Source organism: Paenibacillus sp. D2_2, from assembly GCF_031199965.1.
GTDB lineage: Bacteria > Bacillota > Bacilli > Paenibacillales > Paenibacillaceae > Fontibacillus.
On sequence record NZ_CP133605.1, the window covers coordinates 1,527,630 to 1,548,830 of the forward strand.

Below are 21,201 nucleotides of genomic sequence, written 5' to 3' on the forward strand. Positions count from 1 at the left end.
AACATAAGACTATGTTAATCATAGGGGGAACAGATATGGATTTGATAGATCGGCTGTATCAGAAGATCAACGAAGACAGATGGTCCCAAGTGGTTTTGTTGGTAAGTTCGTATGCACAGGGGCATCAGTTACTTGAACGAGTCTGCGAACGACACGGAGCTATTTTTAATGTAAATGTTCAAACCCTTCAAGGCATTGTTGCTGACAAAATCAAACTGGAGTTATTCCGCAAAAAAATAAGTCTGCTCGAAGAAGGAGAGAAATTTTGGGTTATCCGTTGGTTGATGAAGCAATTGACTGTAGAAGAGCCAGCGGGTTACATCACGGAATCCATGTTGAAGCCCGGCATCGTGAATCATGTATATCGTGTAATTTCAGAACTGCGGATGGCGGGCATTCGTTCTGAGGATATGACCAAGGAGAGCTTCATGAATTCCGATAAAGGAGAATATTTGAAGCAATTGCTCGCACGATATGAAGCATATCTTCTTGAACATCACAGGACGGACTTTGCTGGGGTTATAGAATATTTGAACCCTGGCGTTGGGGATATAGTTTATTTGGCATCAAATCCAACAGGGTGGACATATATAGAATCTCAAATGGTTCAAAAGCTATCAGGTGGTCGTGTGGTTTTACTTGATTTAGACTCGCCTTTCAATTTGAGTGAACATTTTCGGGATAACCAGTTCAATATGTTCCGTGCTACCGGGAGTTTTGCAGAAGTTCGGGAGGGATTTCGTAGAATCCTGTCGGAACCTGAATCTCTGGACAGAACAGAGATTATTCTATCCGATTATGAGCGCTATGCCCCTGTTGTGTTTTCACTTACTGAGACACTTGGAATCGATTGTACGCTCTCAAACGGGCTGCCACTGACTTTCTCTGTTGCGGGAAAAGTAGTTATGGGCATGCTTGACTGGCTGGCAGAGGACTTCCCGGTGAGTAGGCTTTCTGAAATGTATCGACATGGTTATTTGGAGTTCCCAGTCGATCGCTGGTCACGGACAGAATGGGTCCAAATCTTGGATAAGTCTGGTATTGGTTGGGGCAAGGAGAGGTATTACGCCGCCCTTAGTCCAGAGAGGCTAAGCGAGGAAATGCGAGAGCAGGGTGCTATTTTATTTACATATATAAATGAATGGTTTAAGGAGTTGCCCGACAGCAATGAATGGAATCCATTATTCCTGTTGGGCTGGTTGTCGGATTTTCTTCAGAAGTATGTACCAATACGGTCACTAGATGATGCAAATGTCAAGACTACGCTGCAAGAGATGGCGAACCGATATGAGACTAGCCTGTCTGAACCAATGTCCCTTGAATTAGCTATTCGGTATGTGCAAGAGATGATCAATGAAGTACGGATAGGCGTCTCTGCAACACCGAGACCAGGTGCAGTTCATATTAGTTCAATGCAGAATGGGGGATGGAGCGGGAGAAATCGAACCTGGATTGCAGGTGTGGACGAGAGGGCTTGGAGCATACCTGTGGTGCAAGACCCGCTTCTACTGGATACGGAACGATATGCATTATCAGAGCATTTGGAGCCGGCCTTCGAACGTGCAAAGAGGGTAAGAAGTGAACGGGAATCCCGATTGTCGCAAATGAAGGGAGAATTGTGGCTTAGCTATTCTTCTTACGATATAGGGGAGCAGAAAAACCAAAGTCCAGCTTATGAGATGCTTCAAGTCCTGTGGTTACAGACAGAGGATTTGGGCCTGGATTTTGGAGATTTGGAGCATTCATTGGGTGAGCCCTTCAGCGTTATGGATGTCATGCATAAAGTCAAGCAACCTGTTCCGCTTGATGGGGTCGATACGTGGTCTCGGTTGCTGCAGGATACAAACGGTAAACGTAGAGATGGATGGCGAGCGATGCTTCAAACTTATCCTACCCTTGCTCAGGGCTACCAAGCTCAGAAGCTTCGTTTGGAAGATTGGCTCTCTGCTTACGATGGTTGGCTCGACGTCGATATCTCTTTACATTCTAATGATTCAAGTGTGGATATGAACAAGCATTTTATTAGTGCAAGTCAGTTAGAGAAATATGCGAGTTGTGGAATGCATTACTATTTCTATTATGTCTTGAAGCTTCAGCAGAAGGATATTGTAAGGTTCGATCCTACACGCTGGTTGCAAGCAAGTGAACGAGGTTCTTTGCTGCATGATATTTTCAAAAGGTATCTAGAGGAAGTTACTAATCAGGGTAAGAAGCTAGCAGAACATAACAGAGAGCGATTGCTTGAAATTACGGAGACAGTGATCAAAGAGAACGCGACATTTATTCCTGCCCCTAATGTACATGTCTTTGAAAAGGAATGTGAAGAGATCAGACGCGATGTGGAAATCTTCTATCACAATGAAAGCCTCAATATGGACCAGCCGTGCTATTTCGAATTAGAGCTGACTTTAGCTAATGGAGAACCAATGGATGTCGATTTACCTGGTGGTATGCGTATAAGATTGAAAGGATTCGTTGATAGAGTTGATCGGATTGGCCCCCATGAGTACCGAATTATTGATTACAAGACGGGGAGTACGAGAAAATACAAGGCCTTGGAGTATTTCAGTGGAGGAACACAACTTCAACATGCTCTGTATTCTGTTGCGGTAGAACAATGGCTTCGCGAGACAGGAATAGACTCTGAAGCTAGAGTAGTTGAGGCTGTGTATTATTTCCCAACGGAACGAGGTCGAGGGGAGTCTGTGAAGCGGGTTCAGGATCGCAGGGGAGAACTGGCCGGCATTGTTGTACAACTGCTTGAGTCCCGGGATCGTGGCATCTATATTCCGACCAAAGATTCGAAGCTCTGTCAGTGGTGTGATTATCAAGCGGTGTGCGGGTCTCACCCGGAATCGATGACTGGAAAACGGAAGTTACCGGATAATGCTCCTATTCTAAGTAAGTTGCTGGAGGTGGAGGGAATTGAGTGAATATGAAGTGTTGACGGTGCCTACAGATCAGGCGGAGCGCGATCGGATACTTTCGGATTTGGATACGACGTTACTCATTGAGGCAGGGGCAGGATCTGGAAAGACGACTAGCTTGGTAGGGAGGCTTCTTGCGCTGATTGAATCCGGTGCTAGGGTTGATCAGATTGCTGCTATAACATTCACGAATAAAGCAGCGGATGAGATGAAGGGACGTTTTCAACTAGCATTAGAAGAGGCTTGTCGGAAATCATCAGATTCGTTGATAAGCGATCGGCTCTCTTTGGCGCTGAGCAATCTTGATCTGATGTTCATTGGGACAATCCACTCGTTCTGCGGTTCAATTTTGCGCGAGCGTCCGATCGAGGCAGGGCTTGATCCTTCATTTGAAGAAATTGATGAAGAGACTGATGCAATGGTCCGGGCCAATTGCTGGGATCAGTATATGGCTGAGATGAGCGAAGAAACACGGCTGCAATTCGAACATCTAATGTCGTTTGGTGTAGATGTTAATACTCTTCGAGGTGTATATGATCGAGTGTCTTTGTTCACGGATGTCGATCTTCCTTGCGAAGAGCGCGGGTGGCCTAATTTTGACCGAATTCGTGAAACTCTGCTCCCTCTACTAGATATTGCTGCCCCGTATATACCGTCGACTGAACCGGAAAAAGGATGGGATACAGTACAACGGCTTGTCCGACAGACGCATCAGAAGATGCACTATATAGATCTGTCGGATGATATGCGAATTCTCGAGATAGCCAAGGATTTTAATCGCAAACTTGATGTTACGCTTAATAGATGGACATCCAAAGAACAGGCCAGTGAGATGAAGAAGCGTTTCCCTGAATGGCAGATTAACGTGCTTATCCCTTTCCTTCAAGAGTGGTATGAATACATGTACCCGAAGCTGATACGGTTCGTACAGCCTGCGCTTGCCTTTTATGAAGAGCGGCGGCATGCTGAGGGAATGCTGAGTTTCCAGGATCTGCTTATGCAGGCCACCAGACTAGTACGAGAAAATGCTGAAGTAAGAGGCTATTTTGCTGAACGGTATCAGAAGCTGCTTGTCGATGAATTCCAGGATACCGATCCGATTCAGGCTGAATTGATGTTCCTGCTCACAGGTGATTCAGAGGATGGGGGTTATCAGAGAGATTGGCGCCAGCTTACGCCTAGACCAGGCTCCTTGTTCGTGGTGGGTGACCCTAAGCAGTCGATTTATCGCTTCAGGCGAGCAGATATTTCAATCTATAACGAAGTGAAGACCCGGATTCAATCATGCGGCGCAGTGCTGCAATTAATAGCTAATTTCCGCTCAGTGCACTCTATCGGTGATTTCATCAATGATCAGTTTATCGGTAAACTGCCGCCAACAGAGACGGAGGTTCAGGCTGCATTCGTGATGATGGAGACACGTAGACATAATCCCACGGAATCCATTCATACGCCACATGGTATCTTCAAGCTTAATTATCCTAAAATGCCGGGAGGCAAGTCTGTAGTCGCACAAGCGGATGCCGAGCAGATTGCCAGATATATCTCTTGGGCGTGTCAACAGGGAAACTTGAAAATTGCAGAGCGTGACGGTGGGACTCGAGACGCGGTTCCGGGCGATTTTCTGATCTTGACGAAGACACGTGAATTCATTCATCTATATGCGGAGCAGTTGGACCTCTATGGTGTTCCTGCAGATACTTCAGGAAGCACGACTGTCTATGAAGAACAGCTGGCGTTATTGCAGTTAGCACGCTGCTTGGAAGACTCTGCGGATAAACCGGCTTTGCTTGCAGTTATGAGAGGAATGCTGTTTGGCTTGAGCGACCGCCAGTTGTGGGCCTATAAGCAAGAGGGATTCCGGTTCTCATTATTTGACTTGCCATCGTTGGACGACTGTAGTGATGAGGCTAAGTCAGTTGTCGTGGTACTGCAAAGGCTTAAGAAATATAAAATGTGGGTTCGCACACTAAGCGCGGCAGCTGCATTCGGTAGGATTGTGGAGGATCTCGGCATATTGCCGTATGTGTCAACACTGTCAGCTGGGTCTGTTCGTGCAGGGACGCTAGTGAGAATGTTGCAGCTATTACATTCAGATCCAATAGCAAGTTCAAATTGGTCGGAATTATGCCGATCTATTGAGCGAATGCTTGTGGATCGAGGTATGGAAACATCAAGTCTGTATGCTGGAGGTAATCAAGCTGTACGTATTATGAACCTGCACAAGGCTAAAGGATTGGAAGCGCCGATTGTATTCCTAGCTTGTCCTTGCGGGGAAGCTGATCATGATGCAACGCAGTATATTGATCGCTCCTCGGATCCGGCTGCAGGTTACTTTACGATCAGTAAGGCAACAGGAGAGTACAGCAGAGAGATGATTGCCCAACCTGTCGGTTGGAGTGTGATGAATGAGCGAGAGCGTGCTTTCTCCAACGCGGAGAAGGATCGGTTGCTATATGTCGCCGCGACCCGTCCGAAGCAAATGCTGGTGATCAGCCTGTATCCTGAGCAGCCAGCAAAGTGCCCATGGACATCGCTTGTAGAGGGAATGGAATCCGTACGCGAACTAGAAGTGCCTGAGATTCAGCCAGAGAAGAGGGACGAGTTGACCACGGGGCCGGATCTGTCAAGAGAGGCCGAAGCCCGGCAACAAATCCTGGATAAGATTAGTAAGCCAACCTATGCCGTATTGTCAGTTACGGGTCAGGCCAAAGCCATCGGCGTTAAGCCGGAGTGGTCCTCAGAAGGCAGAGGCATGGCCTTTGGAAGTGTCGTTCATAGAGCAATTGAAATGCTAGGAAAAGGCCTCCCGGAAGCGGAGCTTGAGGATGCAGTTTCCTTGTTATCCTCAGAAGAAGGCTTGGCAAATGAACATATACAAGCTGCAACTGAGCTTATACGGAATTTGTTGGCCAGCGATCTATGGCAGCGCAGCTTGCGTGCACGTCGTCGATTGTTCGAAGTGCCGTTGATGGTTCGTAAACGGGCTGATGAAGTTAGTATGTTTAGTGATATTGGAGATGCAGATCAAGAGGTTGCGGCTGCATCAGAAGGAACAGTTTCAATGGAGTATGTCTATGTTCGTGGAGTCATTGACTTCCTGTTCGAGGAAGAGGACGGTTGGGTTATCGTCGATTTCAAGACGGATAGTGTATCTGAAGAGAATTTGCAGAAATTTATTGACTTCTATCGACAGCAGGTTGAGGCTTATGCGGTGGAGTGGGAACGGTCCTTTGGCTTCAAGGTAAAAGAAGCTGGATTGTATTTTGTTCAGTTGGAGATTTGGAAAATATGATACAACGACTATTTCTGAAGAAAAATGATTATTTCTTCCATTGGAATAGAAATGTTCAGATTTATCTTAATTGTGGAGGAGAAGGTGAATAATGTTAAACACAGAGATTAATCAAAAAGTTCAGAAGAGTATTGCCAATCGTGAGTATCGAAAGGGAGATGAAACTCGTTTTTATATTTTAACTGTGAAATATGATGATAACCATTATGGGGTTAAGCTTCTAGATAATCATGAGGAGACTGATTTAATCGATATTAATGGCAGACTGGATGTCGCTAAGAAAGATGGTATGAAAATGCTTCGACGAAGGTATCCCTTCGCATCTATCTCTGATACTACAATGGTTCATTATAAAGATGATCGTCCCAACGGTGTCCCTTGGCAAAAAGATAGTAACGAAGTTTTGCTCGAACTCTTCGCTGAGATAAATTCTTCAACAACGGATAGCTATTTAGAAGCTAAAAAATTTGAAGGGGAATTAGTGAATATGCACAAACCCGTAGCAAAAAATATAATCCTTTATGGCCCTCCGGGTACAGGAAAAACCTATAATGTTATTAATCATGCGCTAAAAATTCTTAATCCAGATGTAGATCCTGATTTACTTACTAATCCAGCAAGACGTCATGAGGCTGTTAAATTGTATAACCGGTATATTGAGAGCAATCAAGTCGTGTTTTGTACATTCCATCAGTCGTACAGCTATGAGGACTTTGTTGAAGGGTTTCGATTTGTGAAGGAATCCGAAGGATATGAGGTCAGGGATGGTGTGTTCAAGCGTATCTGTAATGCAGCCAGAGCTGTAGTCACTAATAGAAGGCATACCTATGATTTTGATCTAAGTACTACGAATTTCTATAAATTATCGTTGGGCAATTCGAAAGATTCTAATGACGACATATATGATTATTGCATACAGAAGAATAAGATTGCTTTAGGATGGGGGAATCAAGTCGATTATAGTCAATGTAACAATAAGGAGACAATCCGTAGGAAATATTTAGATGAAGCTAAAGATGATAGAAAATTTGGAGTAGATGCGGTTGATCGATTCAAACACGGAATAAATATTGACGATATCATCATTGTTTCACACGGTAACTATAAAGCTAGAGCAATCGGCAAGGTTACTGGTAAATATGAATATGACGATGCAGGAGTAATTGAGTACCATCACTTTCGCAATGTAGAGTGGCTGTGGGTTAGTAAAGACGATGCAGATATCGTGCCAGTAGAGCGAATTTTGATTGATAAAGTATTTATGCAGCAGGCCATTTACATGCTGGACAAAGAAAACTTGAATATTGAGAGCCTTCGCGAGTTAACCGCTGGCAGAAATGAGAAGGGGACTGGTGAATCTCAATTTGTTATCGTCATTGATGAGATAAATCGCGGTAATATTTCCAAAATTTTTGGAGAGCTAATTACTTTGATAGAGCCTGATAAAAGATTAGGACAGAAAAATGAAATATCGCTTACCTTGCCATATTCAGGGAATAAATTTAATGTGCCTTGTAATGTCCATATTCTTGGTACCATGAATACAGCCGATCGTTCCATCGCATTGCTTGATACCGCACTTCGCAGACGGTTCGATTTTATTGAAATGATGCCTGATTATGGTGTGCTACCATCTGACGTTGAAGGTTTAGATGTACGACTTCTACTTCAAACAATAAACGCCCGTATCGAGTACTTATTTGATCGAGATCATATTGTTGGGCATGCTTACTTTATAACTGAGGAACCGACATTAGACTACTATATAGAAGTAATGCAATACAGAATCATTCCATTGCTACAGGAGTATTTTTATGATAACTGGGAATCTATAGAGCTTGTGTTGGGTGGGGCGGGAAAGAACGAAGAGGATAAGGATTTTCTGATTATAAAGAACACTGCCGCTGCTAACCAATTGTTTGCTGATACTTCTGGACTGCCTGAGTACGAGAAAACTCGTTATACCATACAAGCTAATGCAACAATTAAGGCATTGACTCGTATCTATAAACAACGTGGAAATGCTGATAGGCAGGATGTATTTATATGAAACGTTTTGTTGTGACGGAGTGCTATGGCTCAATTCCCATATCCGATGATGAGAGCGGTGCTTTATCTACATTACAGGTAGATGAACTATCAAACTATATATCTATGAATCGATTGGATCAAAATCTGATTAGAATATCAAGGAAGAGTGTTGTTTTCATTAATTATGTGGGCTTCATTCAATTATCATCTTGCACTATAGAAATACTTCCGAAAGTATCTAGCAATGAACCTTCTATTTCACGACGGGTACTCTTACGTATGTTAGAACGGACAGGTACCTAGATATTCACGAGAGTCAGTTTGGGCAAATTGATTATGAGAAAATGAACTTGTTCGAAATTCTTGCCTTTCTGTTTACAGAGAAGGTTCTTAGAGAGCTATCACGCGGGGTTCTCCGGACTTACATTACTCAGATAGATGAACTGAATACGGTGCGAGGTAGAATTGATACGACCTTACAGATGAGGCGAGATCATCTTAAGTCGACAACGGTGAGCTGTATTTACGATGAATTCCATTCCAACCATGCAATAAATAGGATCTTTAAAGCTACCTTAAGAAGAATAATGAACCATTCGAAACAAATGAACACTCGTAAACGGGCTAGTCATGCGATTATATATCTAGATGAAGCGGCAGATTCCATTGATCAGAGGATTTTGCGTAAGGCTATATATTTTGATCGTAGCAATCGCAGATACGAAGAATGCTATCGACTTGCCATGCTCCTCTTGTCACAATCTGCTCCAACACCACAAAAAGGCAATAAAACGTCAAGTTCCATTTTATTTAAGATGAATGACCTATTTGAAAGTTATATAGCTTATCTGGTCCAAAAGATTACATCTCATGTAGTTGTGAAAGATCGTTCGTATAAACTCCTAATCAAAGAGAGTAATGATCGCAGTGTATTTCAATTGGAGCCTGATTTATTGATTCAAGGTAGCAATGGTCAGTCTATGATTATAGATACAAAGTGGAAAATAATTGATAGCTCATATAGACGACATGGTGTGAAGCGGGAAGACTTTTATCAGATGTATGCATATCTGACTCGATATAAGAGTGTAGGAACTGTTATTTTACTATATCCTTATCATGATGAAATCGATCGGTCAGATGGAGTACCATTGGAATCCTGGTATGTAGAGGGTCAACCGGATAAAAGATTGCTAGTTCACTCTATTAATTATGAAGATGAGAGGCTCGCACTACAAGAGTTAAAATCAATATTGAAATCATAATCTTGAATTGGTTATTTCCCCTTGCAAAACGTATATTCAGTGACAGCTGATTGCTTCCTGTCGTAATATACTAGGTTGAAATGAAACTGCCTAAAGAAGACGGAGGGACCGCTGTAACCCTCAAATACGATACAATAGAAAATTCCTAGCAGGAAAGTTATGGGTGTAGGTCGAAATGACTAGTTTTGGTTGATTGATAGGCTGAAGACGAAGTGCAGGAGGATAGGATATTAAGTATGTTCGACGATACAGTTAGTGCAATTGGAGATGAAGTAAAAGATTTTTCCAGGCAACTCGATTTTATTAATGATCTGCTGCAATAGGATCAAATTTTGATGGATAAAAAAGACGGGCAGGAGCGGTCGTTTGACCGACAAAAGGCAGAGATTTGGAGAGCAACGCTAGTGGATGAACTGGCGAAAGTCCGTGATTTAGAAATGACACTTTTTTATCATCAATTACAACGGCATCAATTTGTTTATCATCCGAACCCTCTGTGATATCATCCTTAGTTTCATTTCTGTCGCGCAAATGAATGTTTCGCAAATACCAAGCTACAAAACGCTGCCCTTCATTAAGGTAGATTTGCTAAGAATAATCATGTTGAATTTTTTCCACTATCTTATCGTAAATTCCTATAGCTCCCTGTAGAGCACACCCTTGTTTTAAATATCTAAAAAATATTTCTAGATTGAAGATAGACAATCCTGCATAAGTATGTCGATACTTTGTATGCTCCCTATGATCGGGATGATTGGTGTCCGATCAAGCATCGCTCTAATAGTATCCTATTGATTCTGCTATTGAGTCAAATTAACTTCGAATATTCAGGCTAAGTATACCTACCAGCTAGGCGGGAGCTCTTCCTTTTGGTGGGCATAGAGAATTTCATATTTGATCTTTGAATCATACATAGTATAGAACAAGTTGACATCTGAACGGGTCGAGCTACTGTGCTGGATTGATCATTTATAATCGCCCCTTTAATATGCAATTTGTAAGCCCTTATTTCGATAAAATGGAATAGGGGCTTTAAAAATGATTTGTTACAGTGAGCCATTCCTCAGTTTCAGGGTCGAGGGTGCCCTTGACGACGTAGAGCATGATATAGCAGTCTTTGTCTGGCATAATGCCGATAATGATACTTATAACAGGTTATCAATCTCTACGAATTCTACATTTTCCAGCCACTGATCTTGGAGACTCCGCATAATCTTTTTAGGGAACTACAAATAGGAACGAATGTTTGGTATAATTAAGGTGCCTTCAATGATCTGATAGTAAGTGGCACTGAAACTAGCGAATTAATTAATCATGACATACAATAGTAATCATTCGTTAAAAATTTCGAGTAAATGTTCTTTATTTTAATGAGGTGATATGATGACTTTTCGATATATAGGATCAAAAGCAAGATTAGTGGAGGAATTAGCTAAACATATTGGTTCACCCAATCAAACAGGGGGGATGTTTGTAGATGCTTTTTGTGGGACAGGTGCTGTCGCTGAGACAGCAATGAAACTTGGCTGGCCAGTTTGGTTAAATGACCATATGGTGAGTGCGGGAATTATCTCTGCAGCCAGGTTGATAAGTAAAAATGAGGCAAACTTTAAGTGTTTTGGTGGGTATAGTGAGGCATTAAAGATCCTAAATGGATTAGAGCCACTACATGGATTCATCTGGCGTGAGTACAGTCCTGCTTCAGCCTTAACTGCTGGGGTAGAACGACGGTACTTTACGGAAGAGAATGCTGGCCGTATAGATGCTATCCGTTCGCAGATTTCTTTATGGAAGAAAGACGGGCAATTAAATAGACAAGAAGAACAATTATTAATAGCGGACCTTCTCAGCGCAACTAATCGTGTAGCCAATATAGCAGGTACTTATGGTTGCTTCTTATCTAAGTGGCAGAGTCAAGCTTTTAATAATCTTGAATTGTTACAAAGGGAATTGAATCCCCAACCAACAACTGTTCGAATAACCTGTGAAGACGTTTCTAACCTTCAGGTTAATCCGAATGACCTAGTTTATTTAGACCCTCCGTATACTAAACGTCAATATGCTGCGTACTATCATATACTTGAGACGATAGTAATTAATGACGAGCCCGAAGTGCAAGGTGTATCGGGACTGCGGCCTTGGCAAATGAAGGCATCAGATTTTTGCTACAAAAAGCGTGCTTTAGATGCTTTAACAAATCTAATCAAAAAATTAAACTCAAACAGAATACTACTTTCTTACAGTGAAGAGGGACATGTACCAATAAATCAACTTATGGATAATCTTTCGCAAATAGGTTCAGCAACACCATTTAAGTTAATGAAGGTCGGTCGGTATAGACCTAATAAAACAGCAAGTATGGCTAGGTCTACAGTCAGTGAATATCTTATTGTGATCGAAAAAGATAAATTATCGTCTGTAAGGGAGGAAGTGATATGAGCTCATCTACAGCTTTGGAAACCCAGTTGTTGCAACCAATTGAGAAATTACTTTCGAAACACTCGACAGAAATTTGTGGAAATCTTTTTGAAGTTCGTTTGCAATTATTGGAAGCCACTGCAAGTGTGCTTGGGGGTTTTCTTTAGACCAATATTTTGATGAATTTAATATAAACCCGGTTGCACCAAATTCAACCCTCATCTTAAAGGGGAATGATATTGCAACCCAACTTTATAAAATCCCTATACATCCAGCGATGGCTTTGAGTGCTTTAGCTCGTGAACCATTGACTTTGTCCCAGCAACGAACAATTGGTGCTTATTACACAGATTTTAGACTTGCAGCTCATTTGGCAGACTTAGGACTGACGGGTTTAAAAGAGGTAAACAAAGTGATTGACCCAGCTTGTGGAACAGGAATACTCTTGGTTGCCGTTTCCGTAAAAAAATGTGGTAAAGATAAAAAGAGACAAGTCATTGGCTAGCAAATAGCGTATTTGCTGCGGACCTTTCACCGGTAGCTTTGCGAGGCGCAAGACTATCATTATCTTCTTTGACAAGTGATATAAAAGCAATAAAGAGAATGTGGAGTAACTGGAGAGTCCAGGATAGTTTATTAGCCCCGTTTGACACATGGCAGCAGATGTCACCTGATTTGTTTGATTTAGTTATTGGCAATCCTCCTTGGGAAAAGGTCAGGTTAACTCGACACGAGTATTTAAACGCTAATGGTGATGAACGTCATTATGGGCAAGAGTACAATGAGTTTGATTTAGATGAAAATGACTATTTAGAACAAAAAAATCAAGTAGCTGACTATGTAATTAGACTAAGGGAACGATATAACTTATTAGGGAATGGTGAACCTGATCTTTACATGGCATTTAATCAACTCTCCTGTCAGTTGGTAAGGCAAGGAGGAAAAGTGTCGATATTATTACCAGCTGGATTAATACGTTCACAAGGAACGGAATCACTTCGTAGGTTTTTATTTGAAGCAGGCCGCGATATATCCATTACTATTATTGAGAATAGAGCGCGCTATTTCGCTATTGATACAAGATTTAAGTTTATTTCTCTTTCTTATAATAAAAATGATAGTGTTGCAGGAGGTGATGATACTTTACATCTTAATCATGCTGTTGGAACTACTTCGGGGGTAGAAATAACCGGATCGGCGAGTTTAAACTGTAAAGAGCTAGCAAAACTTAGGCCTGATCTTTCTATTCCTGAGGTTAGAAATAATAGGGAGTGGGAAATTTTTGCCCGAATGGTCGAAAACGGGGAGGATTGGTCGAAAAAGAATCGAAATGGTATCCTGATATTGTTAGGGAAGTCGATATGACGAGAGATCGAAAGAAATTTTCAAGAAATCCCGTAGACTCTTGCTTGCCAATTATTGAGGGCAGAATGGTTCAATCCCACCATTTTGGGGCAAAAATTTATATTTCGGGGACTGGAAGAACTGCTGTTTGGGTCCCGGTTGCAAAAGGTAGATTTATGATAGTGCCGCAATTCTGGATTAAAGAAACTAGTATTAACAAGAAAGTAGCAGAGAGAAGCAAAATGGCCAGGGCCGGCTTTTGTGATATAGCTGGACAAACAAATGAACGGTCAATGATGGCTGCGTTGATACCTCCAAGAACTGTATGCGGCAATAAGGTACCTACAATTACATTTCCCAATGATCCATCACTAAATAGGTTGCTCTTATGGATTGGCATAGTAAACAGCTTTCCTTTTGATTGGATGCTCAGAAGGGTTCTAACAACTACGGTTAATTATTTTTTACTTCTAAGTCTCCCTTTACCACACTTAGATTTAAACGAATTCAATAGTAGACACATCATTAAGGCTGTTGAGGTACTGAATAATATGATTTCAGGTAGACAGGAATTTAATGGATGGAAAAATGCAGAATTGCGTGTTAACATTGATATTGCAGTACTTACTGCCTATGGTCTTAGGTATGAGGATTTAGTAGTAATGCTTGATGACTTCCCATTATTAGATCGCGGCCAACCCTCTATCCGAAACGAGAAGGTTTCCACTATAACATGTGATTATTTGTTACTCGTGGCTGCTAAGCATTTCGGTAAAAACATTGATGAGGATCTACAAGCACGGGTAGATGAGGCTAAATCTGTTGGGGCAGTTCCTTATATCCCTTCTGAAATGGCGACCGTAGAAATGAACAATGCGGGGAAGAGAAATATGACTACAGGACAAACGAATGGGCCAAGAGGAATTAAACGTATTGTCTATAAAGAAATTGTCGAAGGTGATCGTCTAAAATTTGAGGCTATGTCCAATCATGATGCATCAGCAGGTGGAGGTGCACGCGATTTGCGTTTTAGGCCCTATGATCAATTCAGACTGGCCTTTGAAAGAATGCTGCCTCATAATAATCACGGAATTTTAGAAGGTCAGTTTAATTGGATAGAAGGTGATAGGCACATATCTAGAGAAGCCTATTACCACCCACCTACAAATTCTCGGCCCAACGAGGGAAGGATATCGAATATTGATAAATATTTACCGGGTAACATGTTGCCTGATGCAAGAGAGGGGATTGCTATACTATTGATTATCCAAAGAGATGACGACACTGTATGGATTTCGTTTACAACAGAAAATTCATTGAAAAATGATAGTCGATGGAATCCCCAAGTAAGTCAAACTATTCTCGGGTGCCTATGTGCAAGACGTCGACAAAATGTATCTGCGGCAGGATATGTCGACTTTGAGACAGGGGGATCTTTCTGCAATGGCCAATAGCTATTCCACAGAGTGTCTGGAGATATTGGATCTATTAAAGAGGCGCCGAAATGTATTGTTATCTGGTGCCCCTGGAACTGGAAAGTCGAGATTGTTAGGCGAGGTTGCGGAAGCCTTTGTGACAAACCCAATTGTCTTTGCTCCCACTTCCTTACCGATTCATGATCCTAGTTCGGTGATTGCTATCCCACGTGAGATAGAAGAAGAGGTTGATACTGCACTTCAGTCAGTTTGGCCTGGAACAAATAGAAATGACCGTAAAGTTTATAGAACAGCATTTCACCAAAATTCCAAAAACAGGGAATTTATTACTGGTTTAATGCCGCTTACTAATGGTCAGTCAGGGTTCAGGGTAGTTAAAGGATCACTATATAGAGCAAGCGAATATGCGAAGCTTCCCAATGGGGCATCTCTATTAATCATAGATGAAATTAACCGGGGCCCTGCTGTTCAAGTGTTTGGTGGGAGTATTGTTTCTATTGAACCAGAAAAACGCCTTGCAGAAGACAATAGTATCCGGACTCAAACACAAAGCTTTGAAATCATTGATCCTGTATCAGGCGATATTATCGAATACGCCCTTCCAGAACACCTTTACATACTAGCTGCAATGAATCAAGCGGATGCTTCGGTTGAACCACTTGATGTTGCTTTCCTTCGCCGGTGGGCTCCTTATAGGTTGGTACCGAATAGTACTGTTCTTAGGAAATATTACTCTGTATCTACTACTAACCCAATACCAACAACCCCACTCGATGAAAAGCAAGTCATGGATTTAGGAATTCGAGCTTGGGAGGAGATAAATAAGCAAATTAGACTTGGTAGAGGTCCAGAGTTTCAGCTTGGCCACGGCATATTTTTATCAAGTGGCTCTATTCCAAACACCATTGACGAGGCTTTGTTAGAGATGGTACATATCTGGGAAACGCTTAAAACGCATGTTGAAGAGGTATTCTTTGGAGATCTAAGGGGTATTGCCTCAGCGATAAATGTAATAGGAGGCCCAACATATCATCCTTATAAGCTAGTGGAGTCTACTTTTGCTGATGAGCCGCGGTTAGAACTTGTTGGCCCAGCAGTTGTTAACGTTGGAAACATTTACGATATTTTAAGAGCTGTAGTAGGGTAGGGCTATAATTATGACACGTATTTCATTGATTGAGTATGGTTCGCCTGTTCATTTATGTCAGGTTAACAATCCTTCCACTGGCCTGAGTGACGACGAACTGGGAAAGCTTATTTTAAAGTCGGGTCAACGCATTAGCAGATCATTGAAACTATCTTCAAATCCGTTTGAAATTAACGATCGATCAGTAAGAATTTCTGATATTGCTGGTCTTGTTAGTGTAAGTCCTAGATTCGAATTGGAGATTGCTCCCAAATTCCTTGGATTAGATTCATCTAATAAGAGGTGGCGTGAAGATTTTTTCTTTTTAGCCACCCTTTCAAAACATGGTCGTCTATTAAATAATGACCGTCTCAAAGCGGAGACAGGTGAAATGGGGATCTTCATACCCTAGTTGCTCGTACCATGACCGATATGTACTGGAGTAATCATAGACGTCCATTACGCATGTATACTAATAGATCATTTACAAGTTTTGAGATCGACGGAGAAGTAGATCCTGAATGCCTCTTACAGCCGAGTCCAGAAGGATTCGAACAATTTGGGATATTGTACAATAGAGATAACAAATATAACGCTGTAATACTTACAGCGGCTAAACAGCTATTATCACAGATCAGAGATCCTGGAACCATATCTCAATTAGAGCGGATGGTTTTTGCTCTTTCACCTCAGCGACAAACTAATGGTTTTATCAGAAACCGAACATTACCAAGTAGGTCAGTTCGTTGGCAACCGTTATTTGAACTATCAATGGATGTATTAAACGGATTTGGACTTACACTTAACTCAGGAAAACTCTGGGCACCAGGGTATGTACTTGACACATGGAGAGTTTGGCAGGATTTTCTGAAGATATCCATGCGGCTGTGTTTCGGTTCAGACCGGGTTCAGTCTCAAGTATCACGTGTACTTGGAACAAAGGAAAGGTTCTTAGGTGGAAATATAATTCAAACGAATCAGTCGAATGTGAGACCTGATTTGATAATTAATAATGTGCAATCTAACACACCTTATTTTTTGCTAGATGCAAAGTACAAAGGGAATATAAAAGATGGACATGTCGCAATTTCGGAACAGGACCTTTATGAATCATTAGCTTTTTCCGAAGGCACTGGCTGTAAAAACATTTTACTAGCGTACCCGGCATTGTCTTCTGCCCAATCTGAACTTGGGCAAACGGAGATTTTCGAGAGGCAAAAAATTGGTGATGTCACGGTAATTGGTGTGCAAATTGAAATTAAAGGTATTTCGCTAACAGGAGGATTAAGCCGCTTTTCCAGAAAGTGTGCGACTGATTTGCAGGCTATTTTAGTTAAGTGGGGAGCGTAATAATTTGGTAAAGAAAGAGGTGTCAGAATCATGACAGATAGACACCTCTTATTTTGATTGGATCAAGAATAGCCGTTACCCCCGTTACAGTGAATCGCATCACAAGTGACGAAAAGCTATGGTATCGCAGTTCGGATACGATTAGAGGATTTATTTTGAACAAGAGAAGTACCTATCTGGGCCGATTCATATGCTCATAGCGACTTGTAGTCCCAAATAATAAACATCGATTACATGCATTTCCCAATTCGAGGCTTCCGAGCTTGGTTCATCCAAGCGTAGGTGACAAGTGCTTTCTACAAAGTAAACCGCGTGTACGATAAACAGTATACTAGTCAAAGTTCATGCGACTTAGGAATATGCCGCGACTTATATCACCAAAAAACTCCATATCATTACAATATCGCTTGAAGGATAACCGACGTCCATAGTTTCAAAATCAATAACGCCGCACAGCCGCCCTTTTTACACAAGCTGTTTGCCTACGGCCACGTGAAGTTACAATACCGTCGCCCCCGAATTCTATAAACCGGGGAGCGGCGGTTTTTTAATGCAAAAACGAATTGATGTCATATTGCCGCATTTGCCGCGGAAGGGTTCACAAGATTGCTTCATTGAATCGGGATGGTGTGTGCCGCTACAATACAAGTATAGCGAGTTTATCTTGCTTGGTACTCATTAGATAATCGGCATTCCAAAAGACAGCTTGCAGGGAAAGGACAGAGATGGCGATGCTTACTATGCGCGAATATTTGGTACTTCAGAAGTTGCAGGAAAGTCAGCACCCGTTAACGGTTTCCTTTCTGGCCAGTTCGTTTGATGTGAATGAGCGAACGATCCGTAACGATCTTCAAGGGTTGGATGCGTGGTGCAGGAAGCAAGGGGTGCAGCTTTGCCGCAAACCAAATGTGGGCGTTTGGCTCGAAACGAAAGGACGCGACATCCATCCCGAACCGCCTCTTTCGTCTCAGGATTTCCATCGGCAAATTGTCTACAGTCCCGACGATCGTCAGAAATTGATGGCGTTTGAATTACTGTTTCGCAACGAAGCTGTTCTAGTCAAAGAATTCGAATTCATGCTAGGGATTAGCAAATCGACAGCGTTGCGGGATTTGGAGACATTGGAGCGAATGTGGAACAATACGCCGCTTCAACTGGTGAAACGGCCCAATTTCGGAGTTTTGGCAGTAGGGGAAGAGCGGGATATCCGCAATGCGTTGTTCCGATTGTTGACCGACGAGCCCTTGATGAAAATTCCGGTTGCACAGAAGTACAAAGATGCCGTCTATCGTTGCCTGAAAGCGGACGGCGAGCAATCCAGTACACCGGAATCGGTGAATCGAACGCTCAACGTATGGCTCGGTTTGCGCAAGGAACTAGAACGGCATGAAATGCGTCTCACTGATGAAGCTTTAGCCACTTATGCGCTGCATATTGCGATTGCCGCTTACCGGATTCGACTGGGAGAGAAGATCTCGCTCACTGACAAGCAGAAGGAACACATTCGCCGTCAAAATTTTCATCCATGGCTGGTTTCCTTACTAGAGCGAATGCTGCCGTCCCAAGCTCCGTCTTGGCCGGAGGAAGAAGTGCTGAATATGGCCGTGCATTTGGCGGCTTCGAGCATGAGCGAATGGTTGGAGAACTCACAGGCGCTTTCTGAAGGAGAGACTTCCTTGCTGGCGGCGGCGGTGCACAATATAGTCGAAATCGCGGAACGGTTCCTCGGTTTGTCCTTTCAAGGGGACGGGGAGTTGTATCGGGGCTCGCGAATCATTTGGCGCCGATGATACATCGCTTACGTTACGGAATCGTGGCGAAGCCAGCTGCCACTCCGGTGGAAATAGACGTCAAACACGCTTATCAGTGGATTTTCTACGCCGCACGTTCTGCAACAAAAGTGGTAGAAGAACTGTTTGACCTCTCTGTTCCCGATTCCGAAGTAGCTCATCTTTCTCTTTACATTGGGGCGGCTGTCGAACGGAAAAAGGAAGCGCTTCCTCCGGTGGGGTTCGGGCCGTCATCGTGTGCGGGAGCGGGGTCGGCACCTCACAAATGCTTGAAGTTCGTTTAATGCAAGAATTTCCGGAAATCCGCATTCGGGCCACATGTTCCGTATTTGCCGTAGAGAAGTGGCTCGACGGGAACACGGATTTGTTTCTTGCGACGGTACCATTTCATTTGGATGGGGCGACGGTCATCGAATGCAGCCCTTTCCTCGATTCTAAAGACGTATTCGCCATTCGCGCTTGGCTGGCCGGGGGGAGTGCCTCTTTCGCTAACTTGAGAGATAAACTGACTGAGGAAATCGTCGCCGCGGCGGCACAATTGGGTTTACGCCATCCTCGATTCTCTAAGGAGGTGAGCCGGACTATCGCGTCCTATTTCGCCAATAGCGAAAAAACGATGACACATAATTGGAAAAGGAGCGATCAAGGAAAAATGCTGGACGATTTACTAACAAAACAAACTGTTCTCTGCCATCCCGAGTGCTCAAACTGGGAAGATGCGGTGAATATGGCGGGACAGCTTATGGAAAAAACCGGAGCAGTGGATGCGCAATATACCGAGGCAATGATGAATGGGTTGCGCAAACATGGACCTTACATGGTGGTGGCTCCTGGAGTCGCACTGTTGCACGCCAGACCGCAAGACGGAGTCAAAGAAGTGGGAATGAGTTTACAGATCGTACCCGATGGTGTGGCTTTCGGGCATCCGAGCAGAGATCCGGTTCGACTGGTCTTCGCTTTTGGTACGACCGATTCCCAATCGCATTTACAGGCTTTGTCCCGGCTAATGTCGTTGTTCAACGATGAAGAGCGGCTATCCGCTTTAATGAAGGCATCGAGCGTGGATGATGCGCTCACTTTATTGCATGACTGAGTTCAACTTAACTTTACAGCTAATATTCATGCGAGAGGAGACAGGATCAACATGTTAGCAGAAACTTATGTCAAACGAATTATGGAACTGATGCAGACAGCGAAAGAAACTCAGATGGAAGCGGTTCGGCAAGGGGCTAAACTGGTGGCCGATGCTGTTCAACAAGACGGGGTATTGCATGTATTCGGGTGCGGTCACTCACAGATGTATGCAGAAGAAGTGTTTTACCGGGCTGGGGATTGGTACCTGTAAACGCTATTCTGGAGCCGGCATTGTCTTTGCGTCCGGAAGCACCAAAGAGCACCTGGTTCGAGCGAATCGAAGGGTATGCGGAAATCGTACTGGAGCATGAAAAGATATCCGAGGGAGATGTGATCTTTATCGCCTCTACTTCCGGACGGAATGCGGTACCAGTGGAGATGGCGATGGAGGCCAAAAAACGTGGCATGCACGTTATCGCTTTGACTTCGCTGCAATTCACCAACGATGTAACGTCGCGCCATCCTTCCGGGAAGAAATTAATCGATGTGACTGATGTGGTGTTGGACAACTGCGGGGTAAGCGGCGACGCGATTATGGAGCGGGACGATCTGCCAGCTAAATTCGGTCCTACATCATCTGTTCTCGGTTTCACTCTGTTGCAATCGCTGATCGTACAGACCGTTGAAGAACTATGCGAACGCGGCGTGCAACCACCGATCTGGGTCAGTTCCAATCTGGATAAGGGCGATGCAATCAACGCGGAGTACATTCGCCGCTACAAAGACCGCATTAAATGTTTGTGATCGAAACAAATAACTGAAGTCGGTAAGGCGATGAAATGCAAAATTCCGAATGGGAGCGTGGAACACAATGAAAATTGTAACCGTTTGCGGTATGGGGTTCGGCACAAGTCTAATGGTGAAGATGAGCATCGATGATATTTTGAAGGAACTCGGCAAGCAAGCCGATACACAAGCGATGGATATGGGATCGGTAAAGGGTCTTGATGCCGACTTGTTCGTCACTTCCAAAGAGATGGAAAGCACTTTTCCGGAAGTAGACGCGCCGGTGATTTATCTGGACAACATGACGAATAAAGCGGAGATCAAGGAGAAGGTCATTCCATTTTTAAACCGATAACCTT

Annotated in this window: 17 protein-coding genes and 2 pseudogenes; 17 read left to right on the forward strand and 2 right to left on the reverse strand. The window is 43.2% G+C overall.

Going from position 1 to position 21,201, the window contains the following annotated elements; genetic code table 11:
* The first annotated feature begins 35 nt into the window (after positions 1-35).
* From RE628_RS07620 to RE628_RS07635, 4 genes and pseudogenes are all read left to right on the forward strand, one after another.
* Entirely contained in the window at positions 36-2,933 is a 2,898-nt protein-coding gene (locus tag RE628_RS07620) for a PD-(D/E)XK nuclease family protein (RefSeq protein ID WP_309158214.1), read from the forward strand.
* Positions 2,926-6,222: a UvrD-helicase domain-containing protein gene (locus tag RE628_RS07625; protein ID WP_309158215.1), complete on the forward strand. Its 3,297-nt coding sequence runs from the start codon at positions 2,926-2,928 to the stop codon at positions 6,220-6,222. The genes RE628_RS07620 and RE628_RS07625 overlap by 8 nt, the downstream gene beginning before the upstream one ends.
* A 91-nt stretch (positions 6,223-6,313) precedes the next feature.
* Positions 6,314-8,272, forward strand: coding sequence for a DUF8426 domain-containing protein (locus RE628_RS07630; RefSeq protein WP_309158216.1), 1,959 nt, complete (start codon positions 6,314-6,316; stop codon positions 8,270-8,272).
* Positions 8,273-8,376: 104 nt separating this feature from the next.
* Positions 8,377-9,518, forward strand: a pseudogene (locus RE628_RS07635) (McrC family protein).
* 303 nt (positions 9,519-9,821) lie between these two features.
* On the opposite strand, the gene RE628_RS07640 reads toward RE628_RS07635, so the two are convergent.
* Positions 9,822-10,049 carry a hypothetical protein gene (locus tag RE628_RS07640; protein ID WP_309158217.1) on the reverse strand — a complete coding sequence of 76 codons (228 nt, stop codon included), beginning with the start codon at positions 10,047-10,049 and terminating at the stop codon, positions 9,822-9,824.
* Between the two features lie 849 nt (positions 10,050-10,898).
* Here RE628_RS07640 and RE628_RS07645 point away from each other — a divergent pair.
* The 8 genes from RE628_RS07645 (at position 10,899) to RE628_RS07680 (ending at position 17,192) form a co-directional block, all read left to right on the forward strand.
* Positions 10,899-11,957 (forward strand): DNA adenine methylase, encoded by a 1,059-nt coding sequence (locus RE628_RS07645; protein WP_309158218.1) that lies wholly within the window; start codon positions 10,899-10,901, stop codon positions 11,955-11,957.
* Entirely contained in the window at positions 11,954-12,103 is a 150-nt protein-coding gene (locus RE628_RS07650; protein ID WP_309158219.1) for a hypothetical protein, read from the forward strand. The genes RE628_RS07645 and RE628_RS07650 overlap by 4 nt, the downstream gene beginning before the upstream one ends.
* A 110-nt stretch (positions 12,104-12,213) precedes the next feature.
* Positions 12,214-12,441: a hypothetical protein gene (locus RE628_RS07655; RefSeq protein ID WP_309158220.1), complete on the forward strand. Its 228-nt coding sequence runs from the start codon at positions 12,214-12,216 to the stop codon at positions 12,439-12,441.
* 68 nt (positions 12,442-12,509) lie between these two features.
* On the forward strand, positions 12,510-13,301 hold the full coding sequence (locus RE628_RS07660; RefSeq protein ID WP_309158221.1) for a DNA methyltransferase family protein: 792 nt from the start codon (positions 12,510-12,512) through the stop codon (positions 13,299-13,301).
* Complete coding sequence (locus RE628_RS07665) at positions 13,247-14,734, forward strand: hypothetical protein (RefSeq protein WP_309158222.1); 1,488 nt, start codon at positions 13,247-13,249, stop codon at positions 14,732-14,734. Before RE628_RS07660 ends, RE628_RS07665 begins: the two co-directional genes overlap by 55 nt.
* Positions 14,724-15,863: an AAA family ATPase gene (locus RE628_RS07670; RefSeq protein ID WP_309158223.1), complete on the forward strand. Its 1,140-nt coding sequence runs from the start codon at positions 14,724-14,726 to the stop codon at positions 15,861-15,863. The genes RE628_RS07665 and RE628_RS07670 overlap by 11 nt, the downstream gene beginning before the upstream one ends.
* 10 nt (positions 15,864-15,873) lie before the next feature.
* Positions 15,874-16,254 (forward strand): hypothetical protein, encoded by a 381-nt coding sequence (locus RE628_RS07675; protein ID WP_309158224.1) that lies wholly within the window; start codon positions 15,874-15,876, stop codon positions 16,252-16,254.
* Positions 16,255-16,265: 11 nt separating this feature from the next.
* On the forward strand, positions 16,266-17,192 hold the full coding sequence (locus RE628_RS07680) for a 5-methylcytosine restriction system specificity protein McrC (RefSeq protein WP_309158225.1): 927 nt from the start codon (positions 16,266-16,268) through the stop codon (positions 17,190-17,192).
* A 369-nt stretch (positions 17,193-17,561) separates the two neighbouring features.
* Here RE628_RS07680 and RE628_RS29540 read toward each other — a convergent pair whose 3' ends face one another.
* Positions 17,562-17,648 (reverse strand): hypothetical protein, encoded by an 87-nt coding sequence (locus tag RE628_RS29540; RefSeq protein WP_375143100.1) that lies wholly within the window; start codon positions 17,646-17,648, stop codon positions 17,562-17,564.
* Positions 17,649-17,917: 269 nt separating this feature from the next.
* Between RE628_RS29540 and RE628_RS07685 the strand changes: the two genes are divergently transcribed.
* The 5 genes and pseudogenes from RE628_RS07685 (at position 17,918) to RE628_RS07705 (ending at position 21,197) form a co-directional block, all read left to right on the forward strand.
* On the forward strand, positions 17,918-18,982 hold the full coding sequence (locus tag RE628_RS07685; RefSeq protein WP_309158226.1) for a BglG family transcription antiterminator: 1,065 nt from the start codon (positions 17,918-17,920) through the stop codon (positions 18,980-18,982).
* A 23-nt stretch (positions 18,983-19,005) separates the two neighbouring features.
* Complete coding sequence (locus RE628_RS07690) at positions 19,006-19,266, forward strand: PRD domain-containing protein (protein ID WP_309158227.1); 261 nt, start codon at positions 19,006-19,008, stop codon at positions 19,264-19,266.
* Positions 19,248-20,075: a PTS sugar transporter subunit IIA gene (locus RE628_RS07695; RefSeq protein WP_309158228.1), complete on the forward strand. Its 828-nt coding sequence runs from the start codon at positions 19,248-19,250 to the stop codon at positions 20,073-20,075. Before RE628_RS07690 ends, RE628_RS07695 begins: the two co-directional genes overlap by 19 nt.
* A gap of 114 nt (positions 20,076-20,189) precedes the next feature.
* Positions 20,190-20,860, forward strand: a pseudogene (locus RE628_RS07700) (SIS domain-containing protein).
* A gap of 67 nt (positions 20,861-20,927) precedes the next feature.
* Positions 20,928-21,197, forward strand: a complete 270-nt coding sequence (locus RE628_RS07705) for a PTS sugar transporter subunit IIB (RefSeq protein WP_309158229.1) — start codon at positions 20,928-20,930, stop codon at positions 21,195-21,197.
* Positions 21,198-21,201 lie beyond the last annotated feature (4 nt).

Bases quoted from the DNA above. Each gene is read 5' to 3' on its own strand.
- RE628_RS07620 (WP_309158214.1), top strand. From the start codon at position 36: ATGGATTTGATAGATCGGCTGTATCAGAAGATCAACGAAGACAGATGG.
- RE628_RS07630 (WP_309158216.1), top strand. From the start codon at position 6,314: ATGTTAAACACAGAGATTAATCAAAAAGTTCAGAAGAGTATTGCCAAT.
- RE628_RS07645 (WP_309158218.1), top strand. From the start codon at position 10,899: ATGATGACTTTTCGATATATAGGATCAAAAGCAAGATTAGTGGAGGAA.
- RE628_RS07650 (WP_309158219.1), top strand. From the start codon at position 11,954: ATGAGCTCATCTACAGCTTTGGAAACCCAGTTGTTGCAACCAATTGAG.
- RE628_RS07655 (WP_309158220.1), top strand. From the start codon at position 12,214: ATGGCTTTGAGTGCTTTAGCTCGTGAACCATTGACTTTGTCCCAGCAA.
- RE628_RS07670 (WP_309158223.1), top strand. From the start codon at position 14,724: ATGGCCAATAGCTATTCCACAGAGTGTCTGGAGATATTGGATCTATTA.
- RE628_RS07675 (WP_309158224.1), top strand. From the start codon at position 15,874: ATGACACGTATTTCATTGATTGAGTATGGTTCGCCTGTTCATTTATGT.
- RE628_RS07680 (WP_309158225.1), top strand. From the start codon at position 16,266: ATGACCGATATGTACTGGAGTAATCATAGACGTCCATTACGCATGTAT.
- RE628_RS07685 (WP_309158226.1), top strand. From the start codon at position 17,918: ATGGCGATGCTTACTATGCGCGAATATTTGGTACTTCAGAAGTTGCAG.
- RE628_RS07695 (WP_309158228.1), top strand. From the start codon at position 19,248: ATGCTTGAAGTTCGTTTAATGCAAGAATTTCCGGAAATCCGCATTCGG.
- RE628_RS07705 (WP_309158229.1), top strand. From the start codon at position 20,928: ATGAAAATTGTAACCGTTTGCGGTATGGGGTTCGGCACAAGTCTAATG.